Annotated in this window: 18 protein-coding genes; 13 read left to right on the forward strand and 5 right to left on the reverse strand. The window is 51.2% G+C overall.

Annotation, left to right across the window (positions count from 1 at the left end; genetic code table 11):
• Positions 1 to 196: 196 nt before the first annotated feature.
• Positions 197 to 1528, reverse strand: a complete 1332-nt coding sequence (locus tag Q4C79_RS01615; RefSeq protein WP_303089293.1) for an MFS transporter — start codon at positions 1526 to 1528, stop codon at positions 197 to 199.
• 270 nt (positions 1529 to 1798) lie between these two features.
• Entirely contained in the window at positions 1799 to 2860 is a 1062-nt protein-coding gene (locus Q4C79_RS01620) for a LacI family DNA-binding transcriptional regulator (protein ID WP_303089294.1), read from the reverse strand.
• A 534-nt stretch (positions 2861 to 3394) separates the two neighbouring features.
• On the opposite strand from Q4C79_RS01620, the gene mnmE reads away from it, so the two are divergent.
• Positions 3395 to 4765: a tRNA uridine-5-carboxymethylaminomethyl(34) synthesis GTPase MnmE gene (mnmE, locus tag Q4C79_RS01625; RefSeq protein WP_303089295.1), complete on the forward strand. Its 1371-nt coding sequence runs from the start codon at positions 3395 to 3397 to the stop codon at positions 4763 to 4765.
• Between the two features lie 100 nt (positions 4766 to 4865).
• On the opposite strand, the gene Q4C79_RS01630 is transcribed toward mnmE, so the two are convergent.
• A complete protein-coding gene (locus Q4C79_RS01630) occupies positions 4866 to 5951 on the reverse strand; it encodes an FAD-dependent oxidoreductase (RefSeq protein WP_303089296.1) in 1086 nt (361 codons plus the stop codon).
• Between the two features lie 456 nt (positions 5952 to 6407).
• On the opposite strand from Q4C79_RS01630, the gene Q4C79_RS01635 reads away from it, so the two are divergent.
• Positions 6408 to 6542, forward strand: coding sequence for a hypothetical protein (locus Q4C79_RS01635; protein WP_303089297.1), 135 nt, complete (start codon positions 6408 to 6410; stop codon positions 6540 to 6542).
• Between the two features lie 128 nt (positions 6543 to 6670).
• Here the strand turns inward: Q4C79_RS01635 and Q4C79_RS01640 are convergent, their stop codons facing one another.
• On the reverse strand, positions 6671 to 6877 hold the full coding sequence (locus Q4C79_RS01640) for a glycine zipper 2TM domain-containing protein (RefSeq protein ID WP_303089298.1): 207 nt from the start codon (positions 6875 to 6877) through the stop codon (positions 6671 to 6673).
• Positions 6878 to 7209: 332 nt separating this feature from the next.
• Between Q4C79_RS01640 and Q4C79_RS01645 the strand changes: the two genes are divergently transcribed.
• From Q4C79_RS01645 to Q4C79_RS01665, 5 genes are all read left to right on the forward strand, one after another.
• Positions 7210 to 8193, forward strand: a complete 984-nt coding sequence (locus Q4C79_RS01645; RefSeq protein WP_303089299.1) for a TerC family protein — start codon at positions 7210 to 7212, stop codon at positions 8191 to 8193.
• Between the two features lie 289 nt (positions 8194 to 8482).
• Positions 8483 to 9262: a septum site-determining protein MinC gene (gene minC, locus Q4C79_RS01650; RefSeq protein WP_303089300.1), complete on the forward strand. Its 780-nt coding sequence runs from the start codon at positions 8483 to 8485 to the stop codon at positions 9260 to 9262.
• A gap of 77 nt (positions 9263 to 9339) precedes the next feature.
• Positions 9340 to 10152: a septum site-determining protein MinD gene (gene minD / locus Q4C79_RS01655; protein WP_303089301.1), complete on the forward strand. Its 813-nt coding sequence runs from the start codon at positions 9340 to 9342 to the stop codon at positions 10150 to 10152.
• A gap of 3 nt (positions 10153 to 10155) precedes the next feature.
• Entirely contained in the window at positions 10156 to 10419 is a 264-nt protein-coding gene (minE, locus tag Q4C79_RS01660; RefSeq protein ID WP_303089302.1) for a cell division topological specificity factor MinE, read from the forward strand.
• Between the two features lie 4 nt (positions 10420 to 10423).
• Positions 10424 to 11350 carry a hydrogen peroxide-inducible genes activator gene (locus Q4C79_RS01665; RefSeq protein ID WP_303089303.1) on the forward strand — a complete coding sequence of 309 codons (927 nt, stop codon included), beginning with the start codon at positions 10424 to 10426 and terminating at the stop codon, positions 11348 to 11350.
• Positions 11351 to 11536: 186 nt separating this feature from the next.
• Here Q4C79_RS01665 and Q4C79_RS01670 read toward each other — a convergent pair whose 3' ends face one another.
• The gene (locus Q4C79_RS01670) at positions 11537 to 12070 is read right to left on the reverse strand and encodes a hypothetical protein (protein WP_303089304.1); all 534 of its coding nucleotides are present in this window, start codon (positions 12068 to 12070) and stop codon (positions 11537 to 11539) included.
• A 334-nt stretch (positions 12071 to 12404) separates the two neighbouring features.
• Here Q4C79_RS01670 and Q4C79_RS01675 point away from each other — a divergent pair, with 334 nt between their 5' ends.
• From Q4C79_RS01675 to Q4C79_RS01700, 6 genes are all read left to right on the forward strand, one after another.
• Positions 12405 to 13766, forward strand: coding sequence for an OmpP1/FadL family transporter (locus Q4C79_RS01675; RefSeq protein ID WP_303089305.1), 1362 nt, complete (start codon positions 12405 to 12407; stop codon positions 13764 to 13766).
• A gap of 212 nt (positions 13767 to 13978) precedes the next feature.
• Positions 13979 to 14899 (forward strand): aspartate carbamoyltransferase, encoded by a 921-nt coding sequence (gene pyrB, locus Q4C79_RS01680; RefSeq protein WP_303089306.1) that lies wholly within the window; start codon positions 13979 to 13981, stop codon positions 14897 to 14899.
• A 13-nt stretch (positions 14900 to 14912) separates the two neighbouring features.
• Positions 14913 to 15371: an aspartate carbamoyltransferase regulatory subunit gene (gene pyrI, locus Q4C79_RS01685; protein ID WP_303089307.1), complete on the forward strand. Its 459-nt coding sequence runs from the start codon at positions 14913 to 14915 to the stop codon at positions 15369 to 15371.
• Between the two features lie 121 nt (positions 15372 to 15492).
• Positions 15493 to 16038: a hypothetical protein gene (locus Q4C79_RS01690; RefSeq protein WP_303089308.1), complete on the forward strand. Its 546-nt coding sequence runs from the start codon at positions 15493 to 15495 to the stop codon at positions 16036 to 16038.
• A gap of 427 nt (positions 16039 to 16465) precedes the next feature.
• A complete protein-coding gene (locus Q4C79_RS01695) occupies positions 16466 to 16939 on the forward strand; it encodes a hypothetical protein (RefSeq protein WP_303089309.1) in 474 nt (157 codons plus the stop codon).
• Positions 16940 to 17158: 219 nt separating this feature from the next.
• Positions 17159 to 18490: an MFS transporter gene (locus Q4C79_RS01700; RefSeq protein ID WP_303089310.1), complete on the forward strand. Its 1332-nt coding sequence runs from the start codon at positions 17159 to 17161 to the stop codon at positions 18488 to 18490.
• The last annotated feature ends 42 nt before the right edge of the window (positions 18491 to 18532 follow it).

The following is an 18532-nucleotide window of genomic DNA, read 5'->3' on the forward strand; positions in this document are numbered from 1 at the left end:
CGTGTGCACTGTCTGCGGCTTGCTGCCTTGTATCGAAGTGATTCAATCCGCTATATATATAAAGTTACTAAGCAAGGGATTTAACCATTAAGCAGCAAACCGCAACTTTTCAGACAGGCATTGCAGCAAATAAAAAATCCCGGACGTGAAATCCGGGCTTTCTATTTATCTGCCTGTTTATAATCAGGCCAAACAACTATACTTTCGCTTCCAAGTCATTCTCAGGACGCTGGCTGGTCTGCACGCGCAAGGTAGCCAAAGCTGCCAAGGCCATCAGTACGCCGCCGAACATCATGGCGTTATGCGGGTTACCGCCCAAGAAGTGTTTGAAGATAAAGCCGAAGGTAACGGTTTCGATCAACATCGGAATCACAATCATCATGTTGATGATGCCCATGTATACACCGTAACGCTCTTTCGGTACCTCCGCCACTGCAATCAGGAACGGTACGCCCATAATCGAAGCCCAAGCGACACCGAAGCCGATCATCGGGATAAACAACAGGAATTTGTTGCTGATGTGCGGCAGAATCAGCATAGCCAAAGCGGCCAGCGAAATCGAGAACGCGTGTACATATTTCGCTTGGTATTTACGCGCCAGTACCATCAAACCAAAGGCCGAGATAAAGGTAACGATGTTATACCAGCCGTTAACCAAACCAGTCCAACCCACCGCCTGTTCATACAAATGCTTGTCGCCCTGTTCCGCATTCCATACCGATTTGGCGATGGTCAGCGTAATGTATTGCCAGTAAATGAACATAGCATACCATTGGAACAGATACACCAGCGCCAATTGCCACAAGGGTTTGGGCATATCTTTAATCGCATGACTGATTTCACGGATAGCGGGAACCAAACCGCGCGGTTGGGCACGCATAGCCGCCAATTCCTCATCCGAAGGACGGTTCTCTTTAGTAGAAAATACGGTAATCAATACCGAGCCGATCGAACACACGGCACCGATATAGAAAGAACCGTACACCCAGTAAGGAATACCGGTAGACGATTCGCCGCCCATCCACTGCTGGAAGAAGTACAGCGAAACGTTGGCCAAGGTAATACCCAAGCCGGTGAATACGGATTGCATCAAGAAACCGGTAGGTTGCTGGTTAACCGGCAATTTGTCGGCGATAAAGGCACGGTAAGGTTCCATCGCGGTGTTGTTGCTGATATCCAGCAACCACAACAGCAATACAGCCATCCACAAAGCCGTTACATGGGGATAGAAAAACAGACAAATGCTACAACCGATGGCGCCGATTAAGAAATACGGTCGGCGTCTGCCCAAGCCGTTTACCCAAGTGCGGTCACTCAATGCACCAATCAAAGGCTGCACCAGCAAACCGGTAATCGGACCTGCCATATTCAACAACGGCAATTCCTCAGGGTTGGCATTCAAAAAGGTAAAAATCGGGTTGATGGCGGTCTGCTGCAAACCGAAACTATATTGGATACCGAAGAAACCGAAGTTCATCAGTACAATCTGGCGGAAAGTCATCGCCAGTTTTTGGGAGTCGATGCTCATTCTCAGCCTCCTGAGCATTAAAGTTAGAAACACCTGCGCAGCCCGATGAAACAGAAGGCTGTGCCATCCGAACCCGATTGTATTTGGAGGAAGAGCCGCCTTCCTTTTCAGGAAGGCTGCCCGTTTTTTCTTGTTTTAGATACTGCGTTTGTTCCCGCCTTTTGGCGGTGTTGGTTGTGAAGCGAAATCAAAAAAACAACAGCCGGCAACACCTTGCCCGAAAACAAGCATCACAAAATCAACGATACCTTGCCACGGGATTCGGATTTGTCAGCTGTATATTTGCAACTCTTGGCGCAACGGCAATACCGAAGAGCGCCAAACCACATCACCCCGCACCAAAACCGGGTTCGGTTCCGGCATGCGGTTGTGTTCTATCATATCCACCAATATTTTTACCGCTTGCGCCCCCATCTGCGTATAAGGCAATTCGGCGCTGGACAACGGTGGGAAAAGGGTTTCCGTAATCGCACGGTAATTATCAAAGCCGGCTACGGCAATATCTTGCGGAACCCGAATGCCGCGTGTACGCAAAATACCGTATACCCGCAAAGCCATTTCATCGTTACCGCAGCAAATCACTGTGGGCGGCTGCGCAAGCGCCAGCAAACGATCAAGCGCACACCATAAATCGCTACTGTCGTTACGCAGATCCGTATACCCTGTTTCCACCAGAGCCGCATCGTAATCAATGCCTGCCTGAAGCAGCGCTTTGCGATAGCCCATGGTTCTCAAGTAGGTAGCTACGGCATTTGGTTGCAAACTCAGATAAGCAATACGGCGATGGCCGTGCGTAATAATTTGCTCAACCAACACCCGTTGCCCATATTCGTCGTCGGGTATCACCGCCGGCGTATTTTTTCTATCGAAACAGTTGAGCAACACCAACGGACAATCATCCGGCATCACCGGCAAATCCACTTCTTGATGAAATTCCGCCACATAAACAATACCTTCAACCCGATGTTGGCGGAAGGTGCGGAACAATTGGTTAATTCTTTCCGGCTTATCTCCGGTATCAGCAATCACCAAGGTTTTACTGGTTTCCGCTGCGGCCTGCTGCGCCCCCTGCACCAAATACATATCTGGCAGACCGCGTAATTCACTGTGGCCGGGAGCGCGCGAAATCGCACCGGTAATTAAACCGACCAAGCCGCTGCGGTGGGATCGCATCGCACGTGCTGCAGACAACGGAATATAGCCTAATTCGGCTATGGCCTGCTCCACTGCTTTGCGGGTGGTCGGGCGAACCGGCGCATCATTATTCAACACCCTGCTAACGGTTTTTGGCGAAACCCCGGCCAGCTTGGCAACGTCGTAAATCGTAGCCATGTACTCCCTTCCCACTTACATCACACTACCCAATCCGGGGATTATTATTGCTTTAAGTTATTGTGACAATTATCATGACATCGGTGTCATTTTTTTGTGATTTTATTACAGCTTGCTGCATGTCACAAGCAAATTCTAACACTCCTCTTTGCTTTCTTAACCCGATTTTGAGTTCTTTTGTTCTTGATTACCTCCATTTCAACCCAATAAAAATTACCTTGTCATTTAATTTAAACTCATGATGCCGATTGCGGCATACAAAACAAATCCATATCCCGTTGAATTGAATGGAAAACAAATAAAAACACCCCACCACCTCACTGCCATACGGATTTTTCTTGCTTCCTATCAGCCACACAGTCGAATAATGTAATCAAAATACCGGCTTCTGCAAAAAAGTTGACCGTCGTCAAATATTGTAAAAATTCCAAAGAGGGCGTTCGGCATCACTACAGAGGATACCGTCAACCTTAACACATGATTTTTCGGCCATTCGGCTTTATAATCGCCGCAAACTTTACCCAGAGAAACGCCATGTCTTCCCAAGCTTCGCCCACCATTGCCGCCATCGCTACCGCCCCCGGGCGCGGCGGGGTCGGCGTGATCCGTATTTCCGGCCTCAATCTGCTACCGTTTGCCCGCCAAATCAGCGGGGGCAAAACGCCAGCCGTACGTACTGCGCTTTACTGTGATTTTTACGATGCCGAACAACGCGCCATAGACAGCGGTTTGTTACTTTATTTTGCCGCACCGGCCAGTTTTACCGGCGAGGACGTTATCGAATTACAAGGTCACGGCGGCCCGGTAGTAATGAATATGCTGCTGCAACGATGTTTGGAATTGGGCGCACAACTTGCAGAGCCGGGCGAATTTACCAAACGCGCTTTTCTCAACAATAAACTGGATTTGGCGCAGGCCGAGAGCGTGGCCGATTTGATTGACGCCTCCAGCCAATCGGCGGCACGCATGGCGGTGCGCTCGCTCAAAGGCGCGTTTTCCCGCCGTATTCACGAATTAGTGGAAGACTTGATTACCTTGCGGATGCTGGTGGAGGCTACCCTCGATTTTCCCGAAGAAGACATTGATTTTTTGGAAGCAGCCGATGCCAAAGGCAAGCTTGTCGCCTTGCGGCAGCAATTACAGCAAATCTTCGACAGCGCCTCACAAGGGGCGATTTTGCGCGAAGGGATGAACGTGGTGTTGGTCGGCGCGCCCAATGTCGGCAAATCCAGCCTGCTCAACGCATTGGCCGGCAGCGATGTGGCGATTGTGACCGACATTGCCGGCACCACCCGCGACACCGTGCGCGAACACATCACTTTAGACGGCGTACCGGTACACATCATTGATACCGCCGGCCTGCGCGATACCGACGATATCGTTGAAAAAATCGGTATCGAACGCAGCCAACAAGCGGTGCGGGAAGCCGATGTCGCGCTGATTCTGATCGATCCGCGCGAAGGCATCAACGCCAAAACCCGATCCATTCTCGAATCATTGCCCGGCGATTTGAAAAAAATCGAAATCCGCAACAAAATCGATTTAACCGGCGAGGATGCCCAAATGTTTTCAGACAGGCATCAAGGCCTCAGCGGCGCGGAGCAAGTGATTACCCTGTCGGCCAAAACCGGCCAAGGGCTGGATTTATTGAAACAGGCACTGTTGCGGCAAATCGGCTGGCAGGGCGAGAGCGAAAGCCTGTTTCTCGCCCGCAGCCGCCACTTGCGGGCATTGGAAACCGCACGCGACGAATTGGAAATGGCGGCGCAATGCGCTAACAACCAAATCGAACTTTTGGCCGAACACCTGCGCTTGGCGCAACTGGCCTGCAGCGAAATCACCGGTGAATTTAGCGCCGACGATTTGCTGGGCGTGATTTTTTCCCGTTTTTGTATCGGCAAATAAGCTATTCTGCGTTGTTTTGAACGCTGTCGCCTGATGATAAAAATGCCTGTCTGAAAACCTTTAAAAGCGTTTTCAGACAGGCATTTCCGTATTGCTTGCCCTATTCCTGCCGACAAATCAAACCCGCTTCATCCTCCGGCAGCGGCGCATCGTTTGCCAGAGCCTGTATCAGTTGCACGGCAATCTCGCTTACCGCCGGCGAAATCATAAAACCGTGACGGAACAAACCGTTTACTTCCACCATCCTGCTTTGCCTGTTAAAGCGGATTTCCGGATCGTGATGATTCAGCGTCGGCCGCAAACCGGACGACAACTCCAGAATCTGTGCCTCGCCGAAGGCCGGGTGAACCGCATACAAAGCCGATAGCAATTCCAATCCCGATCGTACACTGGCCGGCGCACCGCTTTCGCTTTCCAATTGGGTCGCCCCGATGACAAAGCGATGATCGGGTTTGGGCGCGATATAAAGCGGATAGCGCGGATGCAGCAGGCGCACCGGCCGGCGCAAGCTCACCTCCGGTGCATACACCCGCGCCACTTCGCCGCGTACACCACGCAAACGGCTGCCTTGTGCAGCATTCCAATCCGCCTTGGCACCGAAACCGCGGCAGTCCAACAGCCAGTCGAATTGCCCCGCCAATTGCTGCGGGCTAACTTCACTGTACCAGCGGCAGTCTACTTTTTCGCGTTCCAAAGCAGCGCCCAATGCCGATAAGACTTGGCGGTTTTCCAGCTGCCCTTCGTCCGGCAGATAAAGGCCTGTCTGAAAACGTCCGGCCAGTTGCGGCTCTTCCGATGCCAATTGCGCCGCCTGCCACCATTGCGCCGGGCTGCTGCCGCCCCAAGCGCGGCTGAGCTGCTGCTCGAACTGATGTGCCAACGGTTTGTCTTGGGCGTGCCACACCACCAAACTGCCGGCCTGTTGCAGAAACACCTGCTCGGGCAACTGTTCAAGCAAACGCCGCCAACGCGCCACGCTTTGCCGCCCCAAAGCGGTAACCAGCGGCGTGGCGTCAATCGCCTCGGCCAAGGGCGCCAACATCGCCGCCGCAATATAAGCCGCCGCTTCTCCCCCCTCGCAGCCACCACGGTCAAACAGGCTTACCCGCCAACCTGCCTGCGCCAGCTGCCAGGCACACAAGCGACCGGCCAAGCCGCCGCCGATTACTGCTATGGTTTTTGCCATACCGAAACTCCAGTCCGCCCAATCATCCAAATAAACGCAGTGTACCTTTGCATGCCGTCGCCGCCAAATGGCTTATATCAAAAAATAACGGAATGCCTGTCTGAAAATGCCTGTCTGAAACCCTGTCTTTTGGCTAATCCGCTCTTAGTCCGAGAAAAAACATAGAGACACAACGCCTCTTTTCTTTTAAGGTAACGAAAACAGGCAATACTTGTCTCGGGTCTGTTGACAATTAACCGGCAAAGCGGTTTTTTTTGAAGCAAAAACCGCGTATGCAAGGCAAAAAGCACAGCAAGGTTGAACACCTTGCGAGCATTTTAGCTTCGCAAGTTTGCTATGCTCTAACGCCGCAGATGGGCATTTTTGACCAAAAACTCCGCCGTTGCGCTCATTGTCAACAGACCCTAACATCCAATTCTTGATTCTTGCTTTATTCCAACAACGAAAGGCCCTCCCATGAACCGCAACCTCTTGTCTAGTCTATTCATCCTCTTCCTGTTATCCGCCTGTGCTGCATCAGGTAATGGCAACAGCCACACCGAAGCTTACGGCCAAATCAGCGGCGGTATCGAAACTTCCCGTACCCGTTAATGAAACCGGAACGCCAAAGCAAAACAGGCCGGATTTCCTTATTTTCAGAAATCCGGCCTGTTAGCAAGCTTTAACAAAAGGATTAAAAGACTACAAAATCCCTCTGTATTAGTTGGCACAAGCTTATTTTACCTGTTTACTTGGCTGCCGATAACACCACCCAACGCGGCACCGCCTAAGGTAGAGCCCGTATCTTTACCGATCAGATTACCGGCCACACCGCCGATAACCGCACCGGTTGCAGTATTACGCTGCTGGGTGCTCATGCTTTCACAAGCGGTTAAAGAAGCGGCAACAGCGGCCAATGCGATGATTTTAGAAAAAGTTTTTTTCATGATTCACTCCTGTTTGGGGGTAGGTTAATACAAGAAAAGTCTGCCGTACTGCGAAGAAACAACATCGCAACCCGTGAATTTTACCCTCTTGTACCGAAGCTTAGATACAACCGTGTATATAAAAGTTTTACAGGTTTTTGTTAGCATTGCCTATCTTATTGCACTGATTTAGTCAGTTTGCACTTTTAGAAATCACCATGCGGTGTTGTACTCCCAAACAAACCTGCGCGTGCTTTTTCCATAAGCGTTCTTTTTAGTTGTGGTAGAATACGCCCTCATTTTTTAACTATTAACTGTTTATATTACTTAATATTTTAAGAGGAATACACACTGTGAGCACCCCTCCTTCCGTCGGATCGCCGTTATTTTACGGCGTTTTCTTTGTCGCGGTATTGATTATGATCGCTATTGATATGTTGTCGCTGAAAAAAAGCGGCGCCCATAAAGTTAGTGCCAAGGAAGCACTCGCTTGGTCCGTAGTGTGGGTGGCGGTTTCCTGCGCCTTTGGCGGCTGGCTGTATTGGGAAATCGGCCACAACCAAGCGCTGGGGCATCAACTTGCCACCCAAAAAGTCATGGAATATTTCACCGGCTACGTGTTGGAAAAGTCGCTGGCGGTCGATAACCTATTCGTATTCCTCATGATTTTCAGCTACTTCAAAGTTCCCCCGCAATACCAGCACCGAGTTCTGCTCTACGGCGTATTTGGTGCCATTATATTGCGGGCAATTATGGTGTTCATCGGTGCGGTACTGGTCAGCGAATTCCAATGGGTACTTTACATCTTCGGCCTGTTTTTGGTTTATACCGGCATCAAAATGCTCAAGCACAACGATGATAACAATGACGAAGCGGAATTTGCCCAAAATAAGATGCTGATTTGGTTGCAAAAACACATCCGCGTCAGCAACCAATTGGACGGCGAAAAATTCTTCACCATTGAAAACGGCAAGCGCATCGCCACCCCGCTTCTATTGGTGTTAATCATGGTGGAATTGTCCGACGTAGTATTTGCGGTCGATAGCATTCCCGCCATCTTTGCCGTTACCACCGACCCCTTTATCGTGCTGACTTCCAACATTTTTGCCATTCTCGGCCTGCGTGCCATGTATTTCCTGTTGGCCGACATTGCCGACCGCTTTGTATTCCTGCATTATGGCTTGGCATTCGTACTGTGTTTTATCGGCATCAAAATGTTGATCATGATCTGGGATATCCATATCCCGGTAGCCGCATCCTTGGCCGTGGTATTCGGCGCACTGGGCGTATCCATCATGATTTCGCTGTTATATAACCGCAAAAACGGCCGGTCATAAATACATTATTGATTACCGGATAAATCCCTGATGCCTGTCTGAAAAATTCAGACAGGCATTTTTTGCAACCCCATATTATCCGCCCTATCCGTTGTAAAACTGCTGCTGAAACACTTCAGTTTATTCATGCCGAAATAACACTTGTACACACGTGAATCCCTTTATTTCCAGGCCTGCACTCCATTTCACCGCCGGAATTTTTCTATTTCGCAACAGCCTCCAGATTGAATAGATTCGATTAACACGGTAAACTTCGGCTATTTAAAAATTTTATGGTAGTGATTCAAATATGAGCTCCGTTTTCGACATGAAATCTGCTCGTCTGGATGCCCTTGCACTACAGCTGCACACCGACAGCCTCAGTGAACTGGATAAGGCATTAAGACAGCGTCTCGACCAATATAAAGAGCTGAATATGCCGATCGTGCTCGACGTACAAGACTTCAACGATCCCGCCGAACTCAATGTCGGCGGTATTGCTTCCGTCATCCGCAGCTGCGGCCTTGCCTTGGCAGGCCTGCGTCATTCGGACGACATCTGGGAGGCCGTTGCAAAAAAACACGGTCTGCCGTTCAGCCATCCGGGCAACATAAACAGCGAAGCACCGGCAGCCAAAGCAGTCGAACACTCAGCCGAACCGATAAACGCAGTAGAACCACCGAAGACGGCAGCTGCCGAAATGGCTACCGCCGAATCGCCAGCTGCCACACCGCAAGCCACCGTTATCAGCCAACCGACCATTTTCATTTCCTCGCCCGTGCGTTCCGGCCAACAGGTATACGCCGAAAACGGTGATCTAATCGTTACCGGCATGGTCAGCAAAGGTGCGGAGTTGATTGCCGACGGCAACATTCATATTTACGGCCCGATGCGCGGCAGAGCGCTGGCCGGCGCCAACGGCAACCTCAACGCCCGCATTTTCATCCATTCCATGCAGGCCGAGCTGGTTTCCGTAGCGGGTATCTACCGTACTTTCGAGCAAGATTTGCCTGTTCATTTGAATCACAAATCAGTACAAGTTTTCCTCCAAGACAACCGTTTGGTTATCAGTGCCATCGAAGCAGGTTAAGCATGTTAGACTGATCCTATCGATACCCAAACCATTCATCTCTCTTTAATTATTTTGATTATTTAAAAGGAATCACCGTGTCAAAAATCATTGTAGTCACTTCAGGTAAAGGCGGCGTGGGCAAAACCACTACCAGCGCCAGCATTGCGACCGGCCTAGCCTTGCGCGGCCACAAAACCGCCGTAATCGACTTTGACGTCGGCCTGCGTAACCTCGACCTTATCATGGGCTGCGAACGCCGCGTGGTATACGACCTGATCAACGTTATCCAAGGCGAAGCCAATCTCAGCCAAGCGCTGATTAAAGACAAACATTGCGACAACCTCTTTATACTGCCCGCCTCGCAGACCCGCGATAAAGAAGCGCTTACCCGTGAGGGCGTAGAAAAAGTGCTGACCGATCTGACCGAAAAAATGGGCTTCGAATTCGTGATTTGCGACTCGCCCGCCGGCATCGAAACCGGCGCCTTGATGGCTCTGTATTTTGCCGACGAAGCGATCATCACCACCAACCCCGAAGTATCCAGCGTACGCGACTCCGACCGCATTTTGGGCATTTTGCAAAGCAAGAGCCGCAAAGCCGAACAAGGCGAAACCGTCAAAGAACACCTGCTGATTACCCGCTACTCTCCCGAACGCGTGGAAAAAGGCGAAATGTTGTCGGTACAAGACATTCAAGACATCCTGCGTATTCCGTTAATCGGCGTCATTCCCGAATCGCAAAACGTACTGCAAGCATCCAATGCCGGTTCACCAGTGATCCACCAGCAGGATGCAATCGCTGCCGAAGCCTATAAAGACGTGATTTCCCGCCTGTTGGGCGAGAACCGCGAAATGCGCTTCCTAGACGCCGAGAAAAAAGGCTTCTTCAAACGCCTGTTCGGAGGTTAAGCCATGTCATTAATGGATATCCTGTTCGGCCGCAAACAGAAAACCGCCGATGTCGCCCGCGACCGCCTGCAAATCATCATTGCCCAAGAGCGTGTGAAGGCTCAGGCGCCGGATTACCTGCCGACATTGCAGAAGGAATTGTTGCAAGTGTTGTCGAAGTACGTTCATGTTTCACTGGAAGACATCCGCATTTCGCAAGAAAAACAAAACGGCTTGGATGTACTCGAACTGAACATTACTCTGCCGGAACAGAAAAAAGAAGACTGATGCCATGACCTTGACCGAGTTACGCTACATCGTAGCAGTCGCCCAAGAACGCCATTTCGGGCGTGCTGCTCAGCGCTGCTTTGTCAGCCAGCCGACTCTTTCCATCGCCATCAAAAAGCTGGAAGAGGAGCTTTCGGTGTCTCTGTTTGACCGCAGCAGCAATGAGGTGATCACTACTGAAGCGGGAACACGGATTATCGCGCAGGCTCGTCGCGTGCTGGAAGAAGCCGATCGAATCAAACATTTGGCCACCGAAGAGCAGAATGAATTGGAAGGCGCGTTCAAACTGGGGCTGATTTTTACCGTGGCTCCCTATCTGCTGCCCAAGCTGATTTTTTCCCTGCGTGCCAACGCACCGAAAATGCCGTTGATGCTGGAAGAAAACTATACCCACGTGCTCACCGAATCGCTCAAGCGGGGCGATTTGGATGCGATCGTGATTGCCGAACCCTTTCACGAGCCGGGCGTAGTGACGACTCCTTTGTACGACGAACCTTTCTTCGTGATTGTACCCAAAGGGCATCCTTTTGAAGAGCTGGATTCGGTTACCACCTCGCAATTGTCGGAAGAACAAGTCTTGCTGTTAACCGAGGGCAACTGTCTGCGCGATCAAGTTTTGGAAAGCTGTTCGGAGCTGGCTGCCCGCCAGAAAATCCTCGGTCTCACCAATACTTTGCAAGGCAGCTCCATCAACACCGTACGACACATGGTTGCCAGCGGTTTGGGCATCAGCATTTTGCCTGCCACCGCCTTAACCGAAAACGATCATATGCTGTTTAGCATTATTCCGTTTACGGACAATGCGCCCCAGCGGCGTATCGCCTTGGCTTACCGCCGAAACTTCGTACGCCCCAAAGCGCTCAATGCCATTCGTCAGGCGATTTTGTCGTCGCAACTGGCCGGAGTCAGCTTTATCAAAGAAAAAGAATAAAATAGAACCATCAATATCTGGCAACAGACTCTAGTCAACCGATAGCTGATTCAATCAGCAGCAAAACTGATGTGCTTCAATTCAAGCACAATCCGGGCACAGCAAAGCTGTTATTAAACCTAGTAGCATTTACTTCAAATGCCTGTCTGAAAAGCTTTCAGACAGGCATTTTTTCATCAGGGTTATTTAGCGGGCTTTTTCATCCTGCTGCACCACAACCGGCTCCAGCATATCCGGTGGTAACGCCGCCTGCCGTTTGCTCAATCGATACCAACCAAACAAACGCAATACGCACAACGCAGCAATCAAAGGCTGGCACATCGCCGCTGCCAAATAGCGCGGGTTGTCGAAAGAAACCGTTTGACGGCCGCCCAGCAAACCGATAAACGCCCAAAGCCATTCCCATACGGAAGGTAGCGAGAATGCCAATACCGCCAACAAGCCCAAAGTACTGAATATGCCTATCTTCATAGCATAGCCGCGCAACACCGTGCAGTTAAGCCGCAACAATACCAGCAAGCCGAAGCCAATAATTAATATCATGCCGCCGTTAGCCAGCACTTGCAGGCCGTCAAACGCAATCTGCGGTGCCACCGGCAAACCGTCTTTTGGCAATTCCTGTTGGTTCAAACTCCAACTTTTAGCGATATTGGCCGAGAAGCCGTAAAGCATGTCTGCCAGCATCACCCATACCGGCAACGACCATAAAATCCGTTTCATTGTTTTCCACCTCAATATTGGCGGATGAGTTTACCACTTTCCTGCGTGACGGTATCCATAGTTGTGAAAATTATCTGCAAGGCATCAAACAATCGATTCGGATACCCTCTTTTCACGGTTATTTTCTTGAATAAAACTCTAACTTATCTGCAAAATCAACATAAATACAACGATTCGGCGGTTGATGTTATCGCCCAATGTAAAAAGCGATACAAAATATTTTGCCAAATAAATGATTGCTTATAGAATCGAGTCCCTACACTAATTACTACCGTTAATGGTTCGGGCCAAGCGCCCTTTTCTCCTTTCGACACAATAACAGGACTCGTCCCGCATGAACTCCCTTCCCAAGTACACCAGCTTATTTCTCGGCATTTTTGCCCTTATGCAAGGTGCTTATGCTTCCGGCTACCATTTCGGCACGCAATCGGTTTCTGCCCAAGGCACTGCCAACTCCTCCGCTGCCGAAGCCGACGATGCTTCCACTTTGTTCTACAACCCGGCAGGTTTGTCCAAATTAGAAGGCAACCAAATCAGCGCCGCCATTAATCTGGTGATGCCCAAGGTCGAGTATGAGAACGCATCGGCCACTTATACCGGCGGAGGCTCCGTGCCCGGCTCTACCAGTGGCGACATGGCCAAAAGTTTGGTTGCCGCTCCCCATCTTTACGGTGCTTATCATCTCAACGACCATTTTACCGTGGGTTTGGGCATGTATATCCCCTTTGGTTCCGGCACCGATTACGACCAAGATTCTGTTTTGCGCTACAACCTGAATAAAACCGAGCTGACCACCGTTGCCATCGAACCGGCACTCTCTTACAAAATCAACGACAAACATTCGGTAGCGGTCGGTGCGATTGCCCAACACGCCGACGTGAAACTGCGTAAATATGCCGACTGGGGTTCGCGCCTCGGTGCCAGCGGCTATGCCGACGGAGCCGGCAATGTCAAGCTGGATGACTGGGGATACGGTTACCATTTAGGCTGGCTGTGGGACATCAACGAACAAGCGCGTATCGGCGTGAACTACCGCTCCAAGGTCAAACACAATCTGAAAGGCGAGGCGGAATGGAGCGCAGTCGACTCGGTTGCGCGGCAATACAGCCGAGCCATCCAAGCTACGGTTGCGCAAGGCGGCAGCGGCTATGTACCGCAGGAAGACGCCTCTCTCGACATCGTTACCCCCGAATCGCTGTCGGTACACGGCATGTACCGCGCCACGCCCAAGCTGAAACTGTTCGGCGATATTACTTGGACGCGCCACTCGCGTTTCAACGAAGCCCATCTGAATTTCGCCAATGAAAAGCGCACCTTAAGCGGCGCATTGAGTAACGAAACCGTGATTTACCCCAACTGGCGCAACACCTATAAAATCGGCATCGGCGCCTCTTACCAATACAGCCAGCCCCTGCAACTGCGCGGCGGCATCGCATTCGACCAATCACCGGTGCGCTCCGCTGACGAACGCCTGGCCACCCTACCCGACGCCAACCGCCTGTGGCTCTCCTTGGGCGCCAAATACGATTTCAACCGCAAACACAGCGTCGATATCGCCTACAGCCATATCCACATCAATGACTCCAACGCCAACATCAAAGGCGGCACCACGTATGTAGACAGCAACGTCACCAGCCGCGCCAGCTACACCAGCTCCGCCAACATTCTCGGCCTGCAATACAATTACCGCTTCTAAACTTACCGATAAATGCCTGTCTGAAAAAAGAAAACTTTCTTTCAGACAGGCATATTGCCGACCATCCGACAATGCCTGTCTGAAAGCAAACCGTTTCAGACAGGCATGGTTTTATGCGATAATTCCTTCCGGAAAAAGCCCGACGGTTTTCCATGTTGGATTCAGCGCACAGCCTTTCACCCGGGCTTCCCAGCCACCCCAGGGACGACATTATGGCCAATTTACTCTACCGACAAAACCTCATCTCGATAGCCGACTTGAGCACCCCGCAGCTTGAATTACTGCTCAACACTGCGCTCAAACTCAAAGCCGAGCCGCGCAGTGATTTGCTCGAAGGCAAGCTCATCGGCTCCTGCTTTTTCGAGCCTTCCACCCGTACCCGCCTGTCATTCGAAACCGCCGTACAGCGTTTGGGCGGTAAAGTAATCGGCTTTGCCGACGGTGCCAACACCAGCGCCAAAAAAGGCGAAACGCTGGCCGATACCGCCCGCATCATCTCCAGCTACACCGATGCCATCATCCAACGCCATCCTAAAGACGGCGCCGCCCGCGTGTTAGCCGAATTCTCCAAAGTGCCGGTGATTAATGCCGGCGACGGCACCAACCAACACCCCAGCCAAACCCTGCTCGATTTGGTCAGCATTTATGAAACCCAAGGCACGCTTCACGGCTTGAACATCGCCATGGCCGGTGATTTAAAATACGGCCGTACCGTGCATTCGCTGGCACAGGCACTCAAGCGCTGGGGCTGCGAATTTGCCTTTGTTTCGCCGCCCAGCCTGGCCATGCCCTCCTACATCACCGAAGAATTGGACGAGGCCGGCTGCCGCTACCACATTTTCAGCAGTTTGGAAGAAGCAGCCGAATGGGCCGATATCCTCTACATGACCCGCGTGCAGCGCGAACGCTTTGACGAACAGGAATTCGCCAAAATCCAAGGCAAATTTAATCTGGACGCTTCCATGTTATCCAATGCAAAAGCCAATTTGCGCGTATTGCACCCGTTGCCGCGCGTCGATGAAATCCATCCCGATGTCGACGATACTCCCTACGCCTATTATTTCCAGCAGGCCACCAACGGCGTCTACGCCCGTCAGGCCATTTTATCGCTGATACTCAACGAAGAAGTCTGAAGGGCCGCCCATCATGAATGCCAAACAATTAAGCGTCGAAGCCATCGAAACCGGCACCGTTATCGACCACATCCCCGCCGGCCTCGGCCTCTCCATCCTCAACCAATTCAAACTGCTCGATTACGGCAGCGCAGTAACGGTGGGGTTTAACCTGCCAAGCAAAACGCAAGGCAGCAAAGACATCATCAAAATCAAAGAAGTGCTGTTTGACGAAAAATCAGCCAATCGCTTGGCACTGTTCGCGCCCGAAGCCACGGTTAACCTGATTGAAAACTTTCGCGTAGTCCGCAAGCTGCATCTGAAAATGCCGGATACCATCAGCGAAGTCTTCCGCTGCCCCAACTCCAACTGCGCCAGCCACGGAGAGCCGGTAAAAAGCCGTTTTTATGTACGCCAGCACCAAGGACAAACCCGGCTCAAATGCCATTACTGCGAAAAAACCTTTCCGCGCGAAGTAGTCACCGAGGCATGATAGTTTTATTCAATCCGCCGGTATTCCTTTCGATGAACCTTTGCGTATCGGCATGGTCATAAGGTAAGGCAATTAAATTTCTCATATTGCATAATTAATTGACTGACTGTGGTACGGATTTATGCATTCCCGTTTTTACAAACTGGTGGCGCCCGTTTTATACATCGCCATCTTCTTTATCGGATATTTTCTCGCATCGGCTTACGCACCTGCCAATTACAGCGTGCTGCACGACAACATCAGCGTGCTGGCCGCATTGGCTGCAGTGCCGGTGATGGCTTTATTCGCCTGGTTGGCGCTGAAACAGCGCGCGCAGGATTTTGACCGCCGCGCTGCCATGCGCCCCTTTTTGCATGTGGAAGTGATATCCGATCTGGGCAACAGCCTGCTGCTGGTATTGAGCAATGTCGGCCAAGATGGTGCCAAATACATCCGTTTATCCGACATGGGCAGCAGCCCGATACCTTTTCTGCCCGATATGATTCAGCAATTACCGGTTAACGACCAATATTTTGCTTTAATCGAAAACCGCCCCGAACGTTCGCAATCGTTTTTACTGATGGCGGAATATCAAGATTCGTCTGGCAACGCATGCAGCAATATTCTCAACATCGAGCTGCCCGCCCTGTCGGAGCAAGGCCAAACGGCTGCCGCGGTCCCGGCTTAAATGCCGCCACTCTAAACACCATGCTGAGAGCTTTGCAAAATCCCCTTTTACGGCAGATCTCTTCGTTGTACGCCGCCCGCTCGTTTGCCTATCTATCTGCCTGCACCCGCTGTGCTGCTATAGCGGATTAACGTAACTTTCGCTACGTTGTTGCAGCGCCTTGTATCGCAGTAATTAAATCCGCTATAAGCCTCGAACTTCATCCGCATCTGAATATTTTGCAAAGGTCTCTGCCTGAGACCTTTGCAAAATTCTTTTCGATACCTGAAAACACTTGCGTCATGCTCGGGCTTGACCCGAGCATCTTTTTGTTTTGAAAGAAAAAGCAGATACTCGGGTCAAGCCCGAGTATGACGAGATATCAATAAAATCAAGATTAAAAAGTTTTTTGCAAAGGTCTCTGCCTGTCTGAATTTTTCAGACAGGCATGGTTCGTGATAAAGTGGGATTTCCTATTCAGATTCAAACCGACACCATGATTACCCTTACCACCCTCATCATTGCCGCTGCCGCCGTTATCGGCCTTTTGATACTCTGCTTCGTGCTGCCGCACCCGATCACTTGGCTGATGACGCTGATTATGATCGCGCTGACGCTGTTTATCTTGTGGCCGAAATACCAAGGGCAGCAGCAAGCCATGGCGAACGGAGAGATGATCGAGGCCGCCGTATCGGAAGTGCGCCACTGGAACCGCAAACAAAGCGACACCATTGTCGACCGCTATGAAATCATCGCGCTGGCACCGAACCCGCATACCGGAAAGATGCAAAAATTCGTCAGCCCGCCGATGTCGGCAGACCCCGCACCATACTTGGGTGATACGGTCAAAGTAAAAGTAGACTGGTCCAATCCGAACGCTTATGTAATGGATGTTTCCTTTCTGCCCTTCCCGGTGCATTGAAACCATCTGCCCCAACCGCCGCTACCCGCCAAGTATGGCGGTTTTTCACAACAATATGCCTGTCTGAAAGATATATTCAACTCGCCGCCATACCATATCGTTATAACTCTTATTACTTTTTTCTACTTTCTTCTGCCGGATTTATCACAAATAATCGTTCTAACTAATTGGGGCAAATAAAAAAACAACCGCCCTTCCCTCTACAAAAGGAATAGAAAAATGGAACAAACTAAACGCACGGTCAACGTGCAGGGTTTTCTCAACGAAAACCGCTTCTCCGCCTACCAATGGATGATTTTCATCATCTGTCTGTTAATCGCCTTTTTCGACGGCATGGACACTGCCGCCATCGGCTACATCGCTCCCAGCCTGCTGGATGACTGGGGCATCGAGAAAAAAGAGTTGGCACCGGTATTGAGCGCAGCTTTATTCGGTTTGGCCATCGGCGCGGTTGCTTCCGGCCCGATTGCCGACAAAATCGGCCGCAAAGTGGTGCTTACCGTATCGGTACTGCTGTTTTCCGCCATGTGCGCCGCATCTTCTTTCTCGCAAGACCTCACCCAAATGACGATTCTGCGTTTCATCACAGGCTTGGGCTTGGGCGCGGCAATGCCCAATGCGGTTACCCTGCTGGCCGAATACTGTCCCGACCACAAGCGCTCGCTGATTGTAAACACCATGTATTGCGGTTTTCCGGTGGGTGCGGCAGCCGGCGGTTTTTTCGCCTCGTGGCTGATTCCCGAATACGGCTGGCGTACTACCCTGCTGTGGTGCGGCTTACTGCCGCTGGCCTTAGGTGTGCTCATGATTTTCCTGCTGCCTCAATCGGCTACTTATCTCGTGGTGAAAAAGAAGCCGGCCGAGCAAGTACGCAAAATCCTGCGCCGCATCAATCCGCATGCCGATTTGGATCATGCTGCTTTTGTGGTCACCGAAAACCAAGCCGCGGCAAAAAGCGATAATCCGATGGCCATGGTATTGGGTTCGCACTTTCGCGCCGGTTCGATTTTATTGTGGATCAGCTATTTCAGCGGCCTGATTATTTTCTACGCCATGATCAACTGGATGCCGGTATTGTTCCGCGAAGCCAATATGCCTCCCGAACTCGGCCCCCGCATCTCCGGCCTGTTTGCACTGGGCGGTTTGGGCGCGATTGCCAGCGGCTGGCTGATGGACCGCTTTAACGGCAACAAACTGATCTCCTTGCTCTCTTTCCTCACCGCTGTATCGGTAGCCTTTATCGGCTGGTCGCTCGGCCAAGGCTTGGGCATGCTGATTGCCGTGGTACTGTTTGCCGGCGTGATGCAAAACACCGCGCAAACCTCGCTGCCGGCTTTGGCCGCCAAGTTCTACCCCACCGAATGCCGAACCACCGGCGTATCGTGGATGTTGGGCATCGGCCGTTTGGGTGCGATTGCCGGCACCTTCCTCACCGGCCAGCTGCTGGCTTGGCAGCTCGATTACGTCACCATTTTCGTGATTCTGGCGATTCCCTCGCTGGTACTGACCGCCGCCTTGTTACTGAAACAGAAACTGTACGGCGACAGCTAAACCCACCCGATACCCTGTTGCGCTGTTATGCCTGTCTGAAAA

Source organism: Neisseria sp. (genome assembly GCF_030523955.1).
Lineage (GTDB): Bacteria > Pseudomonadota > Gammaproteobacteria > Burkholderiales > Neisseriaceae > Neisseria.